The sequence below is a fragment of the Micromonospora sp. CA-244673 genome (assembly GCF_050948395.1).
GTDB lineage: Bacteria > Actinomycetota > Actinomycetes > Mycobacteriales > Micromonosporaceae > Micromonospora.
In genome coordinates this window covers 6142949-6162739 of the sequence record NZ_CP192019.1, presented here as the reverse complement: position 1 = coordinate 6162739, position 19791 = coordinate 6142949, and the positions used below count along the sequence as shown (strand labels likewise).

Genomic DNA, 19791 nt, shown 5'->3' with positions numbered 1-19791 from the left:
CTCCTGCTAGGCAGGACGGCCCCGGCCGGTGACGCTGGGTCACCGGCCGGGGCCGTCCGGGGCAGCCGACTCAGGAGATGTCGCGACGCCGGATGGTCAGCACGCCGATCACGCCGGTCAGCACGGCGTAACCGATCAGCACCGCGGCGCCGGCCCACTGGGGCGGGTTGCCCGGGATGTCCGTGTCGCCGCCCACCATCAGGCCGGACGCCAGCGACGGCACCAGCAGCTGCAGCTTGTTGATCCAGTCACCGAAGCGCTGGGCCAGCAGGCTGATGGCGATGGCGGCGCCGATGGTGCCGCCCAGGTAGAGCAGGATGCCGGTCACCGTGGCGCCGATCTGGCTGCGGATCAGCACGCCGAGCCCGACGCCGAGCACCGACCAGAGCAGGTAGGCCAGCCCGTTGAGCGCGATCGCGCGCCAGATCGCCCCGCTGCCGAGCTGCGAGCCGACGTCCACCGCGTTCAGGATCAGCGGCGCGAAGATCAGGTTGAGCACCGTGGTGGCGATCCAGAAGAACAGCGCCAGCACGCCGGCCGCGGCCAGCTTGGCCAGCATCACCGCGGTGCGGTGGGGTGCCGTGAGGAACGTGGTGGTCACCGTCTGGTGGAAGAACTCGCTGGTCACCACCACGATGCCCAGCAGCATCACGATGAGCAGCCCGAAGAACTGCCCGTTGGTGTAGAGGTTGGCCGCCAGGTTGTCCGCGGCGCCGGCCGCCTGCAACGTGTCGGCCTGGTCGGCCGGCACGTCGCCCACGTTGCCGCTGGTGAGGGCGTCGGTCTGCAACCAGTTGAAGAGCAGCGCGAGCGCCCACAGCGGCACCGTGATCAGCGCGAAGATCCACCAGGTGTTGGTGGAACGGATCTTGAGGAGCTCGGACCGGACCAGATTCATCGGATCTCCGCCTTTCCGGCCGTCAGCTCCAGGAAGACCCCTTCGAGGTCGGGACGTTCGGTGGTCAGCTCGTGCAGCTCCACCTTGGCGGCCAGCGCCACCCGGCCGACCGTCGGCGCGTCCACCCCGCTCACCAGCAGCGCGCCGTGCCCGTCGGCGTCCACCGTGGCCGACTGCTCGCGCAGCGCCGCCGTCAGCTCCTCGGCCTGTGGGGTCCGCACCCGGATCCGTGAGCCGTGCGTCATCGACGCCATCACCTGCTCGACCGGCCCCTGCCGGACCAGCTTGCCGGCCGCGATGATCACGACGTCGTCGGCGAGCAGCTGCATCTCGGAGAGCAGGTGGCTGGAGACCAGCACCGTGCGCCCCTCGCTGGCCAGCCCCTTGAGGAAGCCGCGCATCCAGCGGATCCCCTCCGGGTCCAGGCCGTTGGCCGGCTCGTCGAGGATCAGCACCCGCGGGTCACCGAGCATCGCGGCGGCGATGCCGAGCCGCTGCTTCATGCCCAGCGAGTAGCCCTTGAACTTGCGCTTCGCGGCCGGGGTCAGCCCGACCAGGGCGAGCGCCTCGTCGGCCCGCTGGCGGGGCAGGCCCGCCGCCGCGCAGATCACCCGCAGGTGGTTGATCCCGGTGCGGCCCTTGTGCGCGCTGGACGCCTCCAGCACCGCCCCCACCGTACGCAGCGGGTCGGCCAGGTCGGCGTACCGGTGGCCGCCGATGGTGGCCTCGCCCGCGTTCGGCGTGACCAGGTTGAGCAGCATGCGCAGCGTGGTCGTCTTACCGGCGCCGTTCGGGCCGAGGAAGCCGGTGACCCGGCCCGGCTGGACGGTGAAGGACAGGTTGTCCACCGCCCGGACGTTCTTGTATTGCTTCGTCAGCCCGGACACCACGATCTGGCCGGTCCCGGCGCTGGGGCTTGGCTGCCCGTCGGACATCGTTCTCCTCTCCTACCCCGGCGGGCTCGACGCACGCCGGTGGGGGGCGCCGTTGCGGGGCGCCGTTGCACAGCCTTCCAACCTGGCGCAAGGGGGTCAATCAGGCGGGATGCGTACGCCCTCCTCCCCCGGGGGCAGGAGCGGATCATCCGCAGGTAGGAGAGGTCAGGCCGGCGGCAGCGCGATCCAGGTGGCCCGCGCCTGCCCGAGCAGCGCGCCGTCCGGGCCGTAGAGGCTGGAGTGCACCTCGGCCTTGCGTCCCGCGCCGCCGACCGTCGCCCCGGTCACCACGCACTCGTCGCCGGGGCGCGGCAGCGCGGTGACCTGCGCGGCGATCCGGCCCAGGACGTACGGGCGGCCGGGCGCGATCACCGCCCAGCCGCCGGGGCAGTCCAGCGCCGCCCACACGGTCGCGGGCACCACCTCGGCCGGGGCCCGGAACGGCGCGGCGGTCCGCCCGTCCGGCAGCCGGCCCGGGAAGATCCGCAGCCCCGCCGGGTTCGCCGGCCCGCAGACGTAGCAGCCGGGGAAGGGGTGGTCCACCAGACCCGGGTACGCCTTGGCGGCCGCCTCGGCCGTCGGCCGGTCCACCGGCGGGACCACGGCGTCGACCGGCTCGACCCGGCGTACCTGGGCGATCACCTGGCCGTCCGGGTCGCGGACCTCGCCGTCGACCACGGTCAGCGGGGTCTCCAGCGGCGGCGGCCGGCGCAGGGTGACCTCCACCGGGCCCCGGTCGTCCACCGCGCCCGCGAAGATCCCGGCGCTCCAGCCGCCGTTGCCCGAGCCGTCCGGTCCCTGGAAACGGGCCTCGATGATCACGTGACACCTCCCGGGGGTCCGGCGGGCGGCCTCGGCGCCGGTCCCGCCCGGGCAGCCTCGCACGCCGGTGCCGGCTCGCCGCAGGTGAGGGGGTGTGCCGGAGCGCCGGCCGGCGTTCACCGGATCGACACCCCTCATCCCCGGGGCCGGCACCCGGGCACCTTACACAGATACCCATGGCCGTTCTGCACGCCGCTGGCGCACCCCTCACGACCAGCGGATACACCCTGCTGATCGCCGACGACCCGACCCTGGTCGCGGCCGCGCAACGCCTGCGTCACGAGGTGTTCGCGAGCGAGCTCGGCGCCACCCTGCACCCGGGGGCCGCCGGGCTCGACACCGACGAGTTCGACGCGCACTGCGACCACCTGGTCGTGCTGCGCGAGGGCACCGACGAGGTGGTCGGCACCTACCGGCTGCTGCCGCCCGGACGCACCGACCGCCGGTACGCCGACGGCGAGTTCGACCTGACCCCCCTGGCCCCGCTCCGCGACGGCCTGGTCGAGGCGGGCCGGTCCTGCGTGCACCCGGACCACCGCTCCGGCGCCGTGATCAACCTGATGTGGGCCGGGATCACCCGCTACCTGCACCTGCGCGGCTCCCGCTGGCTGGGCGGCTGCGCCTCGGTGCCGGTGGCCGACGGCGGGACCGCCGCCGCCGAGGTCTGGTCCCAGGTCGCCGCCCGGCACCTGGCGCCGCCGCCGCTGCGCGTGACGCCCCGCCGCCCCTGGTTCGCCGAGCCGGCCGCCCTCGACCCCGGCCGGTCGCCCGAGGGCGCCGAGCGCCGCGCGCTCGTCCCGCCGCTGCTCCGCGGTTACCTGCGGCTCGGCGCCTGGGTGTGCGGGGAGCCGGCGTACGACCCGGACTTCGCCTGCGCCGACTTCTACGTGCTGTTCTCCCTGGACCGGATGAACCCGCGCTACCTGAGGCACTTCCTGGGCGGGGCGGCGTCGTGAGCGGCGACGGGCTCTGGCGCCCCGCGTCGGGCTGCGGGCCGGGCTGCCTGCCGCCGGCCACCGTGCCGGACGTGCCGCTGTCGCGCCGGGTGGGGCGGCTGGTCGGCGTACTCGGGATGCTGTTGGCCGGGGCCGGCCTGGCCGTGCTGCTGCCGTTGCTGCCGCCCCGCGACCGGCGGGCCGTGCTGCGCGGCTGGGCCCGGGGCACGCTGCGCGCCCTCGGCGTGCGGCCGACGGTCCGGGGCCGGCTGCCCCGCGCGCCGGCGCTGCTGGTCGCCAACCACGTCTCCTGGCTGGACATCCTCGCGGTGCTCGCGGTCGCCCCGGCCCGGATGCTGGCGAAGCGGGAGGTCCGCGACTGGCCGGTGCTGGGCCCGCTGGCCGCCGCGGCCGGCACGGTCTTCGTCGACCGGTCCCGGCCGCGCGACCTGCCGGCGACCGTCGGCCGGGTGGCCGGCGCGCTGCGGGCCGGCCACTCCGTGGCGGTGTTCCCGGAGGGCACGACCTGGTGCGGCGCGGCGGCCGGCTGCCGGCCCGGCCGGGGCTTCCGGCCCGCGGTGTTCCAGGCCGCGGTGGCCGCCGGCGCGCCGGTGGTCCCGCTCCGGCTCGCCTACCGGTACGCGGGCGACGCGAGCACCCTGCCGGCCTTCCTCGGCGAGGAGACGCTCTGGGAGTCGGTCCGCCGGGTGCTGGGCGCGCGGGACCTGAGCGTGGCGGTGACGGTGGCCGCGGCGCTGCACCCGGCCGACGGGGCGGACCGGCGGGTGCTGGCCCGGGCGGCCGAGTCGGCGATCCACCTGACCCCGGTCCGCGTGCCCGCCCGGCGTCCGGCGACCGGCGTGCGGGTGGTCCGGCCGGTGGCGCCGGTCCCGGTCGGGGCGGAGGCGGGTCTGGACCTGGTGGCCTGACGCGTACGCGATACAGTCGCGACAGTCTTGTTCAGTCGCGATGTATCGCGTTATGCTTCTCCCGTCACTCGACGCGCCGCCGACCGGCGCGTCACCGAGGGGAGGACGCCATGACCACCTGGATGGTCGACAGCCCGCAACGGCTCACCCTGGACGAGCCGGTCACCCGGCTGGACGTCCGACTCGTCAGCGGCCGGCTCAACGTGGTCGCCGCCGACGGACCGGCCCGGGTCGACGTCACCCGGCTCAGCCGGCAACCGGTCCGCGTCGAGCTGCGCGACGGCCGGCTCACCGTCGGCCACGAGCGGATGCCCCGCTGGCCCGGGGTGCTCTGGTGGCTCGGCCAGCTCGGCCGCCGGTTCCGGGCCGAGGTGTCCATCGCCGTCCCCGCGCACGTGCTGGCCGACCTGCAGCTGGTGGACGGCTCGCTGGTCGCCTCGGGCCTCCGCCGGGACACCCGGGTCGACGTCACCTCCGGCCAGGTCACCCTCATGGGGCTGCGCGGTCGCACCTCCGCGAAGGTCACCTCCGGCCCGGTGGAGGCGCTCGGCGTCGGCGGCGACCTCACCCTGGAGACGGTCTCCGGCGAGCTGATCCTCGCCGACAGCGCGCCCGAGCGGGTGCGCGCCCACGCCGTCTCCGGATCGATCACCTGCGACCTGGACAACCCGCGGGGCAGCGAGATCCGGCTCAGCGCCATCTCCGGCAGCATCACGGTCCGCGTCCGCGAGGACAGCGACCTCACCGTGCACCTGCACACCACCTCCGGCCGGATCACCAGCGGCTTCCCGCAGATCTGCGGCGGCCAGCACGGGTTCGGCGCGGTGAAGGACAGCCACGGGGTGCTCGGCGGGGGCGCCGGTAAGCTCTGGGCGTCCGCGACGTCCGGCAGCATCGCGCTGCTCGCCCGTCCCGTCGAGGACGCCGACGAGGGGGAGGAGCTGCCGTGACCGCCGTGTTCAGTCACGGGCGGCTCCGGCTCTACCTGCTCAAGCTGCTCGACGACGGCCCGAAGCACGGGTACGAGCTGATCCGCCTGCTGGAGGACCGCTTCCTCGGCCTCTACGCGCCCAGCGCCGGCACCATCTATCCCCGGCTGCAACGGCTGGAGGTGGAGGGGCTGGTGAGCCACACCGCCGCCGGTGGCCGCAAGGTCTACGAGATCACCGAGGCGGGCCGGGCCGAGCTGCGGCAGCGCGCCGGCGAGCTGGCCACCCTGGAATCCGACATCACGGCCTCCGTGGAGGACCTCTCCGCGCTGGCCGGCGAGATCCGCACCGAGGTACGCGGCTCGGTGCGCGACCTCAAGCGGGAGCTGCGCGAGGCGGCCCGGCAGACCCGGCAGGCCCGCTGGGCGCCCCCGCCGCCGACCACCCGCCCGCCGAGCAACGGCGGCCCGGGCCGGACCGCCGAGTCGCCCCTGCTGGCCGAGTTCGACCAGCGGCTGGCCGCGTTCACCGTCGAGGTCGGCGCGCTGGTCCGGGCCGGCCGGCTCACCGACACCCAGCTCCGCACGGCCATCCGCCTGCTCGACGGGGCCCTGGACGGGCTCCGCCGGCTGCTCCGCTAGATGCGCCCCGTGGGTGTCTCGCACGGGGGGAGACACCCACGGCGGCTCACAGGTTGTTTCCAGGATCCACCCAGCGCGGGCGCAGCCGGAGCGCGGATGATGGGTGCCATGGTGGCTACCCAGACCGAGGCGCGACTGCTCGTTGTCGAGGACGATCCCAACATCCTCGAACTGCTCTCCGCGAGCCTGCGCTTCGCCGGCTTCGACGTCGCCACCGCGACCAGCGGCAGCGCGGCGATCAACGCCGCCAAGGACCACCGGCCCGACCTGGTCGTGCTCGACGTGATGCTGCCCGACCTGGACGGCTTCGAGGTCATCCGGATGCTCCGCGAGGGCGGCACGCGCACCCCGGTGGTCTTCCTGACCGCCCGGGACGCCACCGACGACAAGATCCGCGGGCTGACCCTGGGCGGCGACGACTACGTCACCAAGCCGTTCAGCCTGGAGGAGCTGACCGCCCGGATCCGGGCCGTGCTGCGGCGCACCGCCACCGGCGAGCACGCGCCCTCCCGGCTCACCTTCGCCGACCTGGAGCTGGACGAGGAGACCCACGAGGTCCACCGGGCCGGGCAGCGGGTGCAGCTCTCGCCCACCGAGTTCAAGCTGCTGCGCTACCTGATGCTCAACGCCAACCGGGTGCTCTCCAAGGCGCAGATCCTCGACCACGTCTGGAACTACGACTTCCGCGGCGACGACAACATCGTCGAGTCCTACATCTCCTACCTGCGGCGCAAGGTCGACAACACCCAGCCCCGGCTGATCCACACCCTGCGCGGGGTCGGGTACGTGCTGCGCAAGCCGGCGGCGTGAACGCCGTCGACGACGCGAAGGGCTGGCTGCGCAGCGTCCCGCTGCGGGTGAAGCTGGTCGCCTCGGTTCTCGCCCTGGTGGCGGTGGCCCTGCTGGTGATCAGCGGGCTCACCGCGTTCCTGCTGCGCGACTACCTGCTCGGACAGGTGGACGAGCAGCTCCGCGGCGGCGCGATGAACGTGGCCCGATCGTTGGACCAGGCCGGCGGCAGTCCGGTCAAGATCAACATTCCTTCGGACTACGTGGCCGCCCAGGCGGCACCCGGTCAGCCGGTGGAAGCACCCACCCGCTACACCGGCCTCCGCGACGAGGAGCTGCCACCGTTCCCCGCCGACTTCGCCGGCTACCGGGAGCAGGTGGGCGATCCGTTCACGGTCCGTTCGCTGGACGGCCGGACCCGGTGGCGGATGCTCTACACCGACCTGCCCGACGGCCGCGTCATCGCCTTCGGGCAGCACCTCACCGCCGTCGACCAGTCCGTCGGGCAGCTCGTCTGGATCGATCTGCTGGTGGGCGGGGCGGTGCTGATCATCCTGGCCTCGGTCGGGGCGGGCATCGTGCGTACCAGTCTCAAGCCCCTCGTGGAGATCGAACGGACCGCGGCGGCCATCGCCGGCGGTGACCTGACCCGGCGGGTGCCCGACCCCGAGGACGGCCGGGCCTGCCCGACCTCCGAGCTGGGCCGGCTCTCCCGGGCGTTGAACGCCATGCTCGCCCAGATCGAGGCGGCGTTCACGGCGCGGGCCGCCTCCGAGGCGGCGGCGCGCAGCGCCGAGGTGAGCGCCCGGGACGCCGCCGCCGGGGCGCAGGCGTCCGAGGCGCGGGCGCGCCGCTCCGAGGAGCGGATGCGGCAGTTCATCGCGGACGCCTCGCACGAGCTGCGCACCCCGCTGACCACCATCCGGGGCTTCGCCGAGCTGTACCGGCAGGGTGCGGCCCGGGAGCCGGAGCAGACCGCCGGGCTGCTGCGCCGGATCGAGGACGAGGCGTCCCGGATGGGGCTGCTGGTCGAGGACCTGCTGCTGCTGGCCCGGATGGACCGGGAGCGGCCGATCGCGCTGGCCCCGGTCGAGCTGCCGGTGCTCGCCTCCGACGCGGTCCAGGCGGCGCGGGCGGTGGAGCCGGAGCGGGGCATCACGCTGGAGATCGAGCCGGGCGCCGGCCCGCTCGTGGTGCTCGGCGACGACGCCCGGCTGCGCCAGGTGATCGGCAACCTCATGACCAACGCGCTCACCCACACCCCGCCGGACGCCGCGGTGACCCTGCGGCTGCGGTCGGAGCCGGGCAACCTGGCCGTGGTCGAGGTGGCGGACACCGGTCCCGGCCTCACGCCGGAACAGGCCGAGCGGGTGTTCGAGCGGTTCTACCGGGTGGACGCGGCGCGTACCCGGCGGGCGGGTGGGCCGACCAGCACCGGGCTGGGGCTGGCCATCGTCGCCGCGCTGGTGGCCGCGCACCACGGCACCGTCGAGGTGGCCGAGACGCCGGGCGGCGGGGCCACCTTCCGGGTGAAACTGCCGCTGCTGCCCGAGGCGCCCGAGCCCGGCGAGTGACTTTCAGAAAACATTCAGGCGGGTTCCAGGCTGATCGCAGTGCCAGGGGAGAAGGTGGAGTCATGACCGACCACGAGACCGATCCGCAGCGGTCGCCGGCCCCCGCCGACGCCGAGCCGTCGCACCCGACCGCCGAGCTGCCCCGCGCCGAGAGCGGGCAGTCGGACCCCACCGTCACGCCGGCCGCCGCGCCGGTTCCGGCCGACTCCCCGGCCGCCGGAACCGCCGCCGCCGGCGGGCACACCGAGGCCACCACGCCCGCCAGCCCGTACGCGCCGCCGGCGACCACGCCGTACCCGGTGTCCGGGCAGCCGCAGCAGCCGCACCCCTGGTACGGGGGACAGCAGCAGGGCGGCTGGGCGCACCAGGGCGGCGCCGGCTACCCGTCGCAGGCCGCCGGGCCGGTCCCGCCGTACCAGCAGCACCAGCCGTACCCGCAGCACCAGGCCGGGCAGCACCAGGCCGGGCAGCAGTCGTACCCGCAGCACCAGGCCGGGCAGCCGGTCCCGCCGTGGGGTCCGCAGCAGCCGGCGCGGCCCAGCCGGGCCGGGAAGTTCATCGGCGCCGGGGCGCTCGCGCTGGCGCTGATGCTCGGCTCCGGCGTGGCCGGCGGTGCCCTGGCCCTCGCCCTCGACGGCGATGGGACGGTGACCCGCACCTACACGGCCGCTCCCGTGCTCAACAGCGCCGACCTGCCGAAGATCGCGGCCGCCGTCCAGGACAGCATCGTCACGATCATGACGGACAGCGGTGAGGGCTCCGGGGTGATCCTCAGCGCCGACGGGTACGTGCTGACCAACAACCACGTGGTCGCCTCCGCCAGCGGCGACACGGTGAAGGTCGTCTTCGCCGACGGCAAGACCGCCCAGGCGAAGATCGTCGGCACCGACCCGAAGACCGACCTGGGCGTGGTCAAGGCCAGCGGGGTCAGCAACCTCAAGGCGGCCAAGTTCGGCGACAGCGACGCCATGCAGGTCGGCGACCAGGTGCTCGCCCTGGGCAGCCCGCTCGGCCTGCAGGGCTCGGTCACCGCCGGCATCCTGAGCGCCCGCGACCGCACCATCCAGGCCGGCGAGGGCGGCCAGCAGCAGCAGGCCCCGCAGCAGGGCGCCAGCTCGATCTCCGGCCTGCTCCAGACCGACGCCCCGATCAACCCGGGCAACTCCGGCGGCGCGCTGGTCAACACCCGCGGCGAGGTGATCGGCATCAACACCGCCATCGCCACCGCCGGGCAGGGCAGCAACGGCAACATCGGTGTCGGCTTCGCCATCCCGAGCAACAAGGCCAAGGACGTCGCCGAGAAGCTCCAGCGCGGCGAGAAGGTCAGCCACCCGTCCCTCGGGGTCAGCGTGACCGGCGCGGAGGACGGCGGCGCGCTGGTCTCCGACGTGGTCGCGGGCAGCGCCGCCGAGAAGGCCGGGCTCCAGCGGGGCGACGTGATCACCAAGTTCGGCGACACGGTCATCAACGACTCCAACGACCTCGTCGGCGCCGTGCAGGCCGGCAAGGTCGGTGACCGGGTCGAGGTCCAGTTCAAGCGGAACGGTTCGGCCGAGACCGCAACCGTGACGCTCGCCGAGACGTCCTAACACCAGACCTGCCTCCTCCACGGGCGGCGGGCGACGGAGCCAAGGGGGTTGGTTCCGTCGCCCGCCGCCCCTTTTCCGTCCCTCACCCGGTCCGGGTGAGCCGGGCTCACCCCGTCCGGCGGCACCCTCGGGGCATGACGACCACCTCTGCCGTCCGAACCGACCAGCACATCCAGCGGGACGTGCTCGCCGAGCTTGACTGGGACGCGCAGACCCGGCCCACCGAGATCGGGGTGACCGTCGCCGACGGCGTGGTCACGCTGACCGGCCAGGTGGACAGCTACGCCCGGCGCTGGGCCGCCGAGCGCTGCGCGCACCGGGTCCGCGGGGTCCGCGCGGTCGCCAGTGACCTGGAGGTACGGCTCTCGGTCGCCGACGAGCGCACCGACGCCGACATCGCGATCGCGGCCAGCCGGGGCCTGGAGTGGGACAGCTTCGTCCCCGCCGAGCGGCTGGACCTGACGGTCGCCGACGGCTGGGTCATGCTCCGCGGCCAGGTCGAGTACGGCTTCCAGCGCCGCACCGCCGAGCGGGAGCTGCGCCGGCTGCGGGGCGTACGCGGGGTGACCAACCTCGTCGAGGTGCGCCCGCCGACCCCGCCCAGCGACGAGCAGAACCGCCGCGACCTGCAACGCGTGCTGTTCCGGCGGACCGGCACCGAACGCATCGACGTGCAAGTCAGCGGGGACACCGTGGTGCTCGACGGGGTGGTCCGCTCCTGGTGGCAGCGGGAGGAGGCGGAACGGGCGGCCTGGGCCACGCCGGGCGTGCGCGAGGTGCACGACCGGATCGTGGTGGCCGGCTGAGCCGCCGTTTACCGCTCGAAGCGTCGGGAAACCGCCCGCCGGTCACCTACGCCGGGGGACCCATCGGGGAGGACTCGTGGCCGTGAACCAGCCGCCGTCGGAGCGTGCCCGGGCCAGGCACCTGCGGATCGCCATGGTGGTGCCGCCCTGGCTGTCCGTGCCGCCGCCCGGCTACGGCGGCCTGGAACACCTCGTGGCCGGGCTGGTCGACGCCCTGGTGGACCGTGGACACGCGGTGACCCTGTTCGGCGCCGGCCGGGAGCACGGCACCGCCGGTGACTTCGTCTCCACCTGCGCGGACCTGCAGTTCCACCGGCTCGGCGAGTCGCTGCCCGAGCTGGCCCACCTGGCCCACGTCAACCGGCTGGTCGATCCGGCCGACTTCGACCTGGTGCACGACCACAGCACCATCGGCCCGCTGCTCGCCGGCCGCCGCCGGGTGCCCACCGTGGCCACGGTGCACGGCAACCCGGTGGGCGAGTACGGCACCGTGCTGAGCAACACCGACGAGGGGGTGGGCCTGGTGGCGATCTCGCACGCCCAGCGCCAGGCCAATCCGGACCTGCCCTGGGTGGGCACGGTGCACAACGCCATGGCGCTGCGGGAGGTGCCGCGCAAGCGGGGCCCCGGCCGCGGCCCGGTGCTCTGGCTGGCCCGGTTCAGCCCGGACAAGGGCCCCGACGTGGCGATCCGCGCCTGCCGGGCGGCCGGCCTGCCGCTCACCCTGGCCGGCAAGTGCAACGAGCCGGCCGAGCGCCGCTACTTCGAGCAGGTGGTCGAGCCGCTGCTGGGCGAGGACGTCACCGTGGTGCTCAACGCCGATCGGGAGGCAACCCAGCGGCTCCTGTACGACGCCCGCTGCCTGATCATGCCGATCCAGTGGGCGGAGCCGTTCGGCATGGTGATGGTGGAGGCGATGGCGACCGGTACGCCGGTGGTGGCGCTGCGCCGGGGCGCCGTGCCGGAGCTGGTCCGGGAGGGGGTGACCGGGTTCGTCCGCGACCGCCCGGAGGAACTGCCGGCCGCGCTGCGCGACGTGTCCAGGCTCGACCCGGCCGACTGCATCATGCACGTGGCGCAGCACTTCTCGGTTGAGCGGATGGCCGCCGGCTACGAGGCGGTCTACCGGGGCTTCCTGGCCGACCGGGCCGCGTGCACCGGGCGGCGTGAGGCCGCGCCGGTCGCCGCCGGTTGACTCCTCAGGTGCGTACCGTCGCCAGTTCCGCGGCGGCGGCGTCGAGCTGGCGGGCGTACTCGGGGCTGATGCTGCCCTCCCGCCGCCGATCGGCGATCTTGCCGCGGAGCCGGTCCACGGCGCCGGTCAGCGCGCCGTCGCCGGTTGTGGCGGTGGCGTTGCGCAGGAGGTTACGCAGGTCCACGCCCACGTCGTCGCGGATCTGGCCGTCCGCCAGCCCGGCCTCGATGAGCCCCTCCACCCGGTGTGCCGCCTCGACCAGGTCGCCGCCGGCGGGCGGGGTCGGCGCGCCGGTCGCCGGCGGCCGGCGGGTCGGGCCGGGCGGGACCGTGGTGGCCGGCGCGTCGCTGCCCGGCGCCGCGGTGGACGGCACCACCATGGGCTCGGCGGTCGGCGACGACCGCGACGGCGGGGCCTGCCCGTCCGGCAGCAGGGCGGGCACCAGCAGCGCGGCGCCGGCGACCACCACCACGCCGGCCGCCACCAGGGGCAGCGCCCGGCGGCGCCGGGACACCCCGGCGGCAACGGGCGCGGGCTCCGCCGGCCCGGCCGGCGGTCGCGCCGGGGCCGGCAGCGCCGGCAGGGCCACGGTAGGGGCCAGCATGGTGGCGGCCTGCGGGTCGGCGGGCAGCAGCTGGTCGCGCAGCACGGCCGCCACCTGGTGCGCGGTGGGCCGCCGGCGCGGGTCGCGGGCCAGGCAGCGCAGGCAGGTCTCCGCGACCGGCGCGGGCAGCCCGGGTACGCCGTCCAGCGTGGGCGCGGCGTCCTCGGCCAGCGCGGCGCTGAGCTGCTCCCAGGTGTCCGCCGGGTAGGGCGGCTGTCCGGTCAGCGTCTCGAACAGCAGCACGCCCAGCGAGTAGACGTCGGTGGCGGGCTGCGCCGATGCCCCGTCCAGCCGCTCCGGCGCCACGTACGCCGGGGTGCCGAACGTCCCGCCGTCCTCGTCCTCGTCGGGCGCGCCGACCCGGGTGGCGATGCCGAAGTCGAGCACCTTCGCGCCGACCCGCGTCATCATCACGTTCGACGGGGTGATGTCCCGGTGCACGATGCCCAGCCGGTGCGCGGCGGCCACCGCCTCGGCCACCTGCGCGCCCGTCTCGACCGCCGCCGGCCAGGGCAGCGGCCCCTCGGTGAGCCGGTGTTCCAGCTCCTCGCCGCTGAGCAACTCCATCACCACGAACGACGTGATCGAGCCGTCCGGCGCCACCGTCTCGCCGTAGTCGTGCACGGCGGTGACGTGCGCGTGGACGAGCTGGGCGGCGGAGCGGGCCTCCTCGCGCACCATGTCCCGGAACCGGGCGTCGGCGGCGAGCGAGGGGGCGAGCACCTTCACCGCCACGACCCGGTCCAGCACCTCGTCGCGGGCCCGCCAGATCACCGACATGCCGCCGGCCCCGATCTGGTCGATGAGCCGGTACCTGCGGGCCAGCAGCCGGCCGGCGTGCAGTGTCGCCTTCACATCGCACCTGCCTGGGCTTGGGAGCGCTATCAGGTTGCGGGAATGTGTCCGGCCTGTCAACGGGTGTCCGTTCTCCGGTCGCGTCGCGCGTCGCGCCGGTCGCGTGCGGTGACGAGGTCGCCGGCTCCGACCGGCTGGGCGGGGCGGACTGTGCGGCGCGTGCCAGGATGAACGGCATGGCAGGCGGTCCGGTGGCGTTCGTGCTCGGCGGCGGGGGAGTGCTGGGCGCCGTCGAGGTGGGCATGCTCCGGGCCCTGTTCCGCGCCCGGATCCGGCCCGACATGGTGCTCGGCACCTCGATCGGCGCGGTCAACGGCGCCCTGGTCGCCGCCGACCCCAGCGAGGCGGTCACCGACCGGCTGGTTCGGCTCTGGGCCTCGCCCGAGGCGAGCGAGGTCTACGGCGACTCGGTCGCCCGGCAGCTGCGCCGCTTCGCGGCGCGGACCCACCTGCACTCGCCCCGGCCACTGCGCCGGCTGCTGGAGAGCGAACTCGGCGAGGAGACCACCTTCGCCGACCTGAAGGTGCCGTTCCGCTGCTGCGCCGCCAACATCGAGCGCGCCGCCGAGCACTGGTTCCACAGCGGACCGCTGGTGCCGGCGGTGCTCGCCTCCGCCTCGGTGCCCGGGCTGCTGCCGCCGACCCAGATCGACGGCCAGCACTACATCGACGGCGGGGTGGTCAACTCGATCCCGGTCGGCGAGGCCGTCGCGGCCGGCGCGACCCAGATCTTCGTCCTCCAGGTGGGCCGGATCGAGCGCGAGCTGAGCCCGCCCCGCCGGCCCTGGGAGATCGCCCAGGTGGCGTTCGAGATCGCCCGCCGGCACCGGTTCGCCCGGGAGATGGCGGCGCTGCCCGAGGGGGTGGAGGTGCACGTGCTGCCGACCGGCGGCCTCGAGCCGCGCGACGACAGCCCCTGGGCGTACCGGGACATCGCGGCGGTGGGGCGGCGGATCAGCCGGGCGTACACGGCCTCCCGCCGCTACCTGGACACCGCGCTGGAACGCTGATGCCGCTGCCACCGCGGTGGGTACGCCGGCTGCTGCTCGCGCCCGGCGTGGTGCTGCTCGCCGTCACCGTGGTCACCACCCTGCCGGCCTGGGCGCTGCTGGCCCTGGCCGCGTCGCCGCTGGTGCCGGGGCGGCTGCGCCCGCTGCGGCTGCTCTGGATCGGCACCGTCTACCTGATCTGGGACGCGGCCGCGCTGCTCGCCCTCTTCGTGCTCTGGCTGGCGTCGGGCTTCGGCGCGCGCAAGCGGTCGCCGGCCTTCCAGCGGGCCCACTACCTGCTCGCCGGCCACTTCCTGCGGGTGCTGTTCTGGCAGGCCCGCTGGACCCTGCGGCTGCGCATCGACGTGGTCGGCACCGACCCGGACACCGCCCTGCCCGGCCGGCCCGAGCTGGTGCTCTGCCGGCACGCCGGGCCGGGCGACTCGTTCATCCTCATCCACGCCCTGGTCAACTGGTTCCACCGGGAGCCCCGGATCGTGCTCAAGGAAACCCTCCAGTGGGACCCGGCGATCGACGTCCTGCTCAACCGGCTGCCCAACCGGTTCATCGCGCCCGGGCCCGACGGGCGGGACTCGGCGATCCGGCAGATCGGCCACCTCGCCACCGGCCTGGACGACGACGACGCGTTCGTGATCTTCCCGGAGGGCGGCAACTTCACCCCGAAGCGCCGCCTGCGGGCCATCGCCCGGCTGCGCACCCTCGGCCTGGAGCGGATGGCGTTGCGCGCCGAGCGGATGCGGCACGTCCTCGCCCCGCAGCCGGGCGGGCTGCTCGCCGCCCTCGACGCCGCCCCGGACGCCGGGGTGATCTTCGTGGCGCACACCGGGCTGGACCAGATGGTCACCGTCGCCGACGTGTGGCGCGAGCTGCCGATGGACAAGCGGATCGTGATGCGGTTCTGGTCGGTGCCGCCCGAGGAGGTGCCGGTCGGCAAGCAGGAGCGCATCGACTGGCTGTTCGACTGGTGGGCCCGCATCGACCGGTGGATCGCCGCCAACCGGGACGGGGCAGCCGCCGGCTGACACCGGTTCGGTGCGTGTGCAGCGGACCGGCCGGAACGCCACGTAGGGTGCGCTGGTGGAGCAGATCTGCGTGGTGACGACGGTGGTGGACGCCCGCTCCGTCGCGGACGTGCTGGCGGCCGCGGCCGTCGCCGGCCGGCTGGCGGCGTGCGCCCAGGTCGGCGGACAGGTGGACAGCACCTACTGGTGGCAGTCGGCGATCCAGACGACCGCCGAGTGGTCGGTCCAGTTCAAGACCGCGCCGGACCGGGTGGACGCGCTGGTCGACCAGCTCCGCACCAGCCACCCGTACGAGGTGCCGGAGATCCTGGTGACCCGGGTGGAGAGCGGCAACCCCGACTACGCGGCCTGGGTGCACGACCACACCCGTCCCTAGGTACGCCTACTCTGTCCGCCCGCTCCTCCAATCAGGATGCTGGCGGGGTGGAGAACACCGGCTACCCCTGCCCCGGCTGCGGCGCCGCCGCCGACCTCGCGTCCGGCTGTCCCGGATGCGGCCGCCCTCCGTACCCGCCGGCCGCCGAGGTGGTCCGGCTGGACCGCGAGATCGCCGGGCTCGCACCGCGGGTCGAGGCGGCGCTCGTCGCGTACCAGGAGCTGGCCGGCCGGCTGTCCACGGCCCGGCAGCGGCGGGCCGACCTGGCCGCCCGGATCCGGCTGGAGATCCCGGCGCCGCGCCCGGTTCCGGTCCCGGCCCCGGTCGCGCCGGCGCCGCGCCCGCTGCCGGCCGCCGTCCCGGCCCGCCCCGGCGGTGCGGAGACCTCCACCCGGGCCGTGCAGAGCCTGCTCTTCGTCCTCGGTGGACTGCTGCTCGGCACCGCCGCCGTGGTCTTCACCGCGGTCGCCTGGGCCGCGTTCGGGGTCGCCGGGCGGGCGCTGATCCTGCTGGCCTTCACCGCCCTCGCCCTCGCCGCCCCGTTGGTGGCCCGGGCGCGCGGGCTGCGCGGCACCGCCGAGACCTTCGCGGCGGTGGGCCTGCTCCTGGTGCTCCTCGACGGGTACGCCGCCTGGTCGGTGAACCTGTTCGGGGTGGCCGGCTGGCCGGGTAGCCGGTACGCCGCGCTGGTCGGGGGGACCGGCGCGGCGGTGGCGGCCGGGTACGCCCGCCTGAGCCGGCTGACCGTGCCCTGGTTCGCGGCGCTGCTGACCGCTCAGCCGGTGCTGCCCCTGGCCGCGGCGGCCGCCCGGCCGTCCGCCGCCGGTTGGGCGCTGGTCCTGACCGCGCTGGCGCTGGGCGACCTCGTGGTGGTGGTCGCCCTGCACCGCCGGTTCGGGCTGGCCGGCCCCGCGGGGGGCGGGGTCGCGCTGGCCGGTCCGTCGGGTGCTGGCGCCGGTCCGGTGGCCGGTACGGGGGCCGGGGTCGGGCTGGCCGGTCCGTCGGGTGCTGGCGCCGGTCCGGTGGCCGGTGCGGCGGGCGGGGTCGGGCTGGCCGGTGGGGGGCCGGTCCAGCCCGACCCGGGGGCGGGGATCGGGGGAGCGGCGGCCGGCGGGGGGCCGGCCGCCGCGCCGCCGCCCGTTCCGGTCCGGCCCGGTGTGCCGTCCGCGCTCCTGGCCGGGTGGGTCCTCGGGTGGGCCGGGCACGGGGTCGCCCTGGCCCTGGCGGCCGGGTGCGCGCTGGTGCCGCTGGCCCTCGGGCGGGCGGCCGGGACGCCGCTGCTGGCCGGCGGTCCGCTGCTGGTGGTGGCGCTCGCCCTGGCCGCCGGGGCCGTGGCGGCGGGCGGCCGGACCTACCGCGCGGTCGCCGCGGGTCTGCTGGTGCCCGCGCTGGCCGCCGCGCTGATCCGGCCGGTCGCCGCGCTGCGCCCCGGCCTGCTGCTGCTGGCGGCGGGCCTCGTGGTGCTCGCGCTGGCCGGCGCGGTCCGGGCCCTGCCGGCCGGGCCGCGGACCGGCCCGCGACTGGGCGCCTTCCTGGTGGCCGCCGGCCTGGGCCAGGTCGCCACCGTCCTCACCGGACTCGTCGCCGCGGCCACCGCGGCCGCCGCCTTCCCCGCCTGGCAGGGCGGGCGCGCCGCCGCGGTCCCGTCCTGGGGGTGGCAGCTCCCGGTGGCCGTGCTCTGCACCGCCGGGGCCGTCGCCCTGCTGGCGCCCCGGGTGGCCCGGCCGCTGGTCGGGGTGGTCGGTGGCGCGCTGGCCGTGCTGGCCGCGCCGGCCGTTGCCGCCACCCCGTGGCCGCTGGTGCTGGTCGCCGATCTGGCGGCGGCCACCGCGCTGCTCCTGGCACTGGTCGCCCGGCCGCGCCGGCGGTACCCGACCGTGGTGGTCACCGCGCTCACCGCGGCCGTCCTGCTCGGGCACGCCCTGCTGGTCGGCTGCGCCGCGCCGGCCGGCGCGGGCGCCGTGCTCGCCGTCCTGCCCGTGCTCGGCCCGGTCGTGGCGGTCCGGGGCCGCCGGGGCGCCGGCGCGCAGCCGGTCGTCGCCGGGGTGGCGTTGGCCGTGGCGCTGCTCGCCGTACCGGCGGGGGTGGCCGTCGCGCTCTTCGGCCTCGGCGCGCCGCCCTGGTGGCAGCTCCGGGGCGCGACCGCGGCCGTCGCGGTGCCGGTGGTCGCCGTCCTCGCCGTCCGTCGCCACTGGCCCGACCTGCACGGGTACGCCTCGACCGGCCTCGCCGTGGCGCTCGCGGCGGTCGGCCTCGGGCCGCTGGTCGTGGCTGGCGGGGAGCCCGTGGCGCTCTACGCGGCCGCCGGTGCGCTGCTGGCGCTGGCCGCCGGCGGTGGCGTCCGGCCCGATCCCGCCCCGCGGGCGGTCGGCGCCGTGTTGGCCGCCCTGGCGCTGCTCGCCGCCGCCCCGGTCGCCCTGGCGGTGCTGCTGGACCTGCCCGTCCGGCCGTGGTCCGGGGTGCCCGCCGTGGAGCCCGTGCCGGCGGCGGGGCGCGCCGGGCTGGTGCTGCTGCTGCTCGGTGCCGTCGCGGCGGCGTACGCCCGGATGGCGCCCGGTCCCGGCGCGGCGCCGGACGCGCCGAGCCGGAGTCGGAGCGGCGACCGCTGGCTGCCCGCGCTGGCCGGGCTGCCGTTCGGCGGGGTGGCCCTGCCGGTGCTGCTGGCGGCGGCCGGCGCGCCCTGGCCGGTGGTGCCCGCGCTGGTCTTCGCGACCGGGGTGGCCGCGCTGCTGCTGGCCGCGCTGGCCGGGCCGCGCCCGGTGGCGCCGCTGGTCCTGCTGCCGCTGGGGTTCGCCCTCACCGCCCCCGGGCTGGGCGGTCTCCTCGCCACCCGGGCCGGAACCCTGGCCGGGCTGGGGGTGCTGGTCGTCGCGGCGGCCGTGGTGGGGGCGGCCGGACGCCCGGCCGAGGTCCGGCTCGCCGGCTGGCTGAGCGCCGTGGTGACGGCCACCGGCTTCGCGGTCACCGCGGCGCTGGCCGGCGGGCTGCCGCTGCGTACCGCCGGGTTCGCGGTGCTGGCCGTCGCGGCCGTGACCCTGCACGCGGTGCCGGCGCTGCGCGCCCGGACCGCCGGCTCGTCCGGGCCGGCCCGGCGGGTGGACGGCGCCGTGGCGCTGGAGGCGGCGGCGCAGGCGGTGGCCCTGCTGGCGCTGCTGCTCACCGGCGGCGCGCTGCGGCACGCGGCGGCGGTCTGCGTGCTGTGGGGCGTGGTGGTGGCCGTCCGGGTGCTGCGCCGGAGCGAGACGCCGGCCCGGCGGTGGGCCCTCGCGGCGGTCGCCGGGGGCAGCGAGCTGCTCGGCGGCTGGCTGCTGCTGGCCGCCGGCGGGGTGGCGGTGCTGGAGGCGTACACCCTGCCGGCGGCGGCGCTCGCCCTCGGCGCGGGCCTGCTGGCGCTGCGGTCCCGGCCGGGGCTGAACAGCTGGCTGGCGCTCGGCCCGGGGCTCGGCGCGGGGCTGCTGCCCAGCCTGGTGTCGGTGCTGGCCGCGCCGGACGCGCAGCCGGCCCGCCGGCTGGCCCTCGGCCTGGTGGCGCTCGGCGCGGTGCTCGGCGGGGCGGTCCGGCGCTGGCAGGCGCCGGTCCTGCTGGGCGCGGCGACCCTCGTCCCGCTGGCCCTGCACGAGCTGGCCCGGGGCTGGGACCTGCTGCCCCGCTGGATCTTCCTGGGCCTGGGCGGCCTGGCGCTGATCGCTCTCGCCGCGACCTACGAGCGGCGCCGGCGGGACCTGGCCCGGCTCCGGGCCGCGGTGGGCGGGATGAGGTAGGGCTAGCACCACCCCGTGCTGGGGGGTTGCCAGGATTACCCAGCGCAGTCGATCTCCGCAGAATTGGTTACGCAGAGTCGCGCCGTCGGCGTGGCGCGCGGACCGAGGAGCGGGGGAGCGG

General features: G+C 76.2%; 17 protein-coding genes. 13 read left to right on the top strand and 4 right to left on the bottom strand.

Annotated elements, in window-relative coordinates; translation table 11 throughout:
• Positions 1–70: 70 nt before the first annotated feature.
• From ACQP12_RS28230 to ACQP12_RS28220, 3 genes are all read right to left on the bottom strand, one after another.
• A complete protein-coding gene (locus ACQP12_RS28230) occupies positions 71–898 on the bottom strand; it encodes an ABC transporter permease (RefSeq protein ID WP_357938298.1) in 828 nt (275 codons plus the stop codon).
• The gene (locus tag ACQP12_RS28225; RefSeq protein WP_357938296.1) at positions 895–1833 is read right to left on the bottom strand and encodes an ABC transporter ATP-binding protein; all 939 of its coding nucleotides are present in this window, start codon (positions 1831–1833) and stop codon (positions 895–897) included. The genes ACQP12_RS28230 and ACQP12_RS28225 overlap by 4 nt, the downstream gene beginning before the upstream one ends.
• A 165-nt stretch (positions 1834–1998) precedes the next feature.
• Positions 1999–2655, bottom strand: a complete 657-nt coding sequence (locus ACQP12_RS28220) for a hypothetical protein (protein WP_433283252.1) — start codon at positions 2653–2655, stop codon at positions 1999–2001.
• 176 nt (positions 2656–2831) lie between these two features.
• Between ACQP12_RS28220 and ACQP12_RS28215 the strand changes: the two genes are divergently transcribed.
• The 9 genes from ACQP12_RS28215 (at position 2832) to ACQP12_RS28175 (ending at position 12042) form a co-directional block, all read left to right on the top strand.
• Positions 2832–3611, top strand: a complete 780-nt coding sequence (locus ACQP12_RS28215) for a GNAT family N-acetyltransferase (protein WP_357938292.1) — start codon at positions 2832–2834, stop codon at positions 3609–3611.
• A complete protein-coding gene (locus tag ACQP12_RS28210) occupies positions 3608–4519 on the top strand; it encodes a lysophospholipid acyltransferase family protein (RefSeq protein WP_433283250.1) in 912 nt (303 codons plus the stop codon). The genes ACQP12_RS28215 and ACQP12_RS28210 overlap by 4 nt, the downstream gene beginning before the upstream one ends.
• A 110-nt stretch (positions 4520–4629) precedes the next feature.
• Positions 4630–5469 carry a DUF4097 family beta strand repeat-containing protein gene (locus ACQP12_RS28205; protein ID WP_433283248.1) on the top strand — a complete coding sequence of 280 codons (840 nt, stop codon included), beginning with the start codon at positions 4630–4632 and terminating at the stop codon, positions 5467–5469.
• Positions 5466–6089: a PadR family transcriptional regulator gene (locus ACQP12_RS28200; protein ID WP_433283247.1), complete on the top strand. Its 624-nt coding sequence runs from the start codon at positions 5466–5468 to the stop codon at positions 6087–6089. The genes ACQP12_RS28205 and ACQP12_RS28200 overlap by 4 nt, the downstream gene beginning before the upstream one ends.
• A gap of 108 nt (positions 6090–6197) precedes the next feature.
• Complete coding sequence (locus ACQP12_RS28195) at positions 6198–6899, top strand: response regulator transcription factor (RefSeq protein WP_151463625.1); 702 nt, start codon at positions 6198–6200, stop codon at positions 6897–6899.
• A complete protein-coding gene (locus ACQP12_RS28190; RefSeq protein WP_433283244.1) occupies positions 6896–8452 on the top strand; it encodes a sensor histidine kinase in 1557 nt (518 codons plus the stop codon). The genes ACQP12_RS28195 and ACQP12_RS28190 overlap by 4 nt, the downstream gene beginning before the upstream one ends.
• Positions 8453–8514: 62 nt before the next feature.
• Positions 8515–10041 carry a trypsin-like peptidase domain-containing protein gene (locus ACQP12_RS28185; protein ID WP_433283243.1) on the top strand — a complete coding sequence of 509 codons (1527 nt, stop codon included), beginning with the start codon at positions 8515–8517 and terminating at the stop codon, positions 10039–10041.
• 134 nt (positions 10042–10175) lie between these two features.
• Positions 10176–10847, top strand: coding sequence for a BON domain-containing protein (locus ACQP12_RS28180; RefSeq protein WP_433283241.1), 672 nt, complete (start codon positions 10176–10178; stop codon positions 10845–10847).
• 76 nt (positions 10848–10923) lie between these two features.
• Positions 10924–12042 carry a glycosyltransferase family 4 protein gene (locus ACQP12_RS28175; protein ID WP_433283240.1) on the top strand — a complete coding sequence of 373 codons (1119 nt, stop codon included), beginning with the start codon at positions 10924–10926 and terminating at the stop codon, positions 12040–12042.
• A 4-nt stretch (positions 12043–12046) separates the two neighbouring features.
• Here ACQP12_RS28175 and ACQP12_RS28170 read toward each other — a convergent pair whose 3' ends face one another.
• Positions 12047–13501, bottom strand: a complete 1455-nt coding sequence (locus tag ACQP12_RS28170) for a serine/threonine-protein kinase (RefSeq protein WP_433283239.1) — start codon at positions 13499–13501, stop codon at positions 12047–12049.
• A gap of 176 nt (positions 13502–13677) precedes the next feature.
• On the opposite strand from ACQP12_RS28170, the gene ACQP12_RS28165 reads away from it, so the two are divergent.
• From ACQP12_RS28165 to ACQP12_RS28150, 4 genes are read left to right on the top strand one after another with little or no spacing between them, the layout of a single operon-like run.
• Positions 13678–14511, top strand: a complete 834-nt coding sequence (locus tag ACQP12_RS28165; protein ID WP_357938274.1) for a patatin-like phospholipase family protein — start codon at positions 13678–13680, stop codon at positions 14509–14511.
• Positions 14511–15533, top strand: coding sequence for a 1-acyl-sn-glycerol-3-phosphate acyltransferase (locus ACQP12_RS28160; RefSeq protein WP_357938272.1), 1023 nt, complete (start codon positions 14511–14513; stop codon positions 15531–15533). Before ACQP12_RS28165 ends, ACQP12_RS28160 begins: the two co-directional genes overlap by 1 nt.
• 55 nt (positions 15534–15588) lie before the next feature.
• On the top strand, positions 15589–15909 hold the full coding sequence (cutA, locus tag ACQP12_RS28155) for a divalent-cation tolerance protein CutA (protein ID WP_433283237.1): 321 nt from the start codon (positions 15589–15591) through the stop codon (positions 15907–15909).
• Between the two features lie 47 nt (positions 15910–15956).
• Positions 15957–19670, top strand: a complete 3714-nt coding sequence (locus tag ACQP12_RS28150) for an SCO7613 C-terminal domain-containing membrane protein (protein WP_433283235.1) — start codon at positions 15957–15959, stop codon at positions 19668–19670.
• Positions 19671–19791 lie beyond the last annotated feature (121 nt).

Bases quoted from the DNA above. Each gene is read 5' to 3' on its own strand.
- ACQP12_RS28230 (WP_357938298.1), bottom strand. From the start codon at position 898: ATGAATCTGGTCCGGTCCGAGCTCCTCAAGATCCGTTCCACCAACACC.
- ACQP12_RS28225 (WP_357938296.1), bottom strand. From the start codon at position 1,833: ATGTCCGACGGGCAGCCAAGCCCCAGCGCCGGGACCGGCCAGATCGTG.
- ACQP12_RS28215 (WP_357938292.1), top strand. From the start codon at position 2,832: ATGGCCGTTCTGCACGCCGCTGGCGCACCCCTCACGACCAGCGGATAC.
- ACQP12_RS28205 (WP_433283248.1), top strand. From the start codon at position 4,630: ATGACCACCTGGATGGTCGACAGCCCGCAACGGCTCACCCTGGACGAG.
- ACQP12_RS28195 (WP_151463625.1), top strand. From the start codon at position 6,198: ATGGTGGCTACCCAGACCGAGGCGCGACTGCTCGTTGTCGAGGACGAT.
- ACQP12_RS28185 (WP_433283243.1), top strand. From the start codon at position 8,515: ATGACCGACCACGAGACCGATCCGCAGCGGTCGCCGGCCCCCGCCGAC.
- ACQP12_RS28180 (WP_433283241.1), top strand. From the start codon at position 10,176: ATGACGACCACCTCTGCCGTCCGAACCGACCAGCACATCCAGCGGGAC.
- ACQP12_RS28165 (WP_357938274.1), top strand. From the start codon at position 13,678: ATGGCAGGCGGTCCGGTGGCGTTCGTGCTCGGCGGCGGGGGAGTGCTG.
- ACQP12_RS28160 (WP_357938272.1), top strand. From the start codon at position 14,511: ATGCCGCTGCCACCGCGGTGGGTACGCCGGCTGCTGCTCGCGCCCGGC.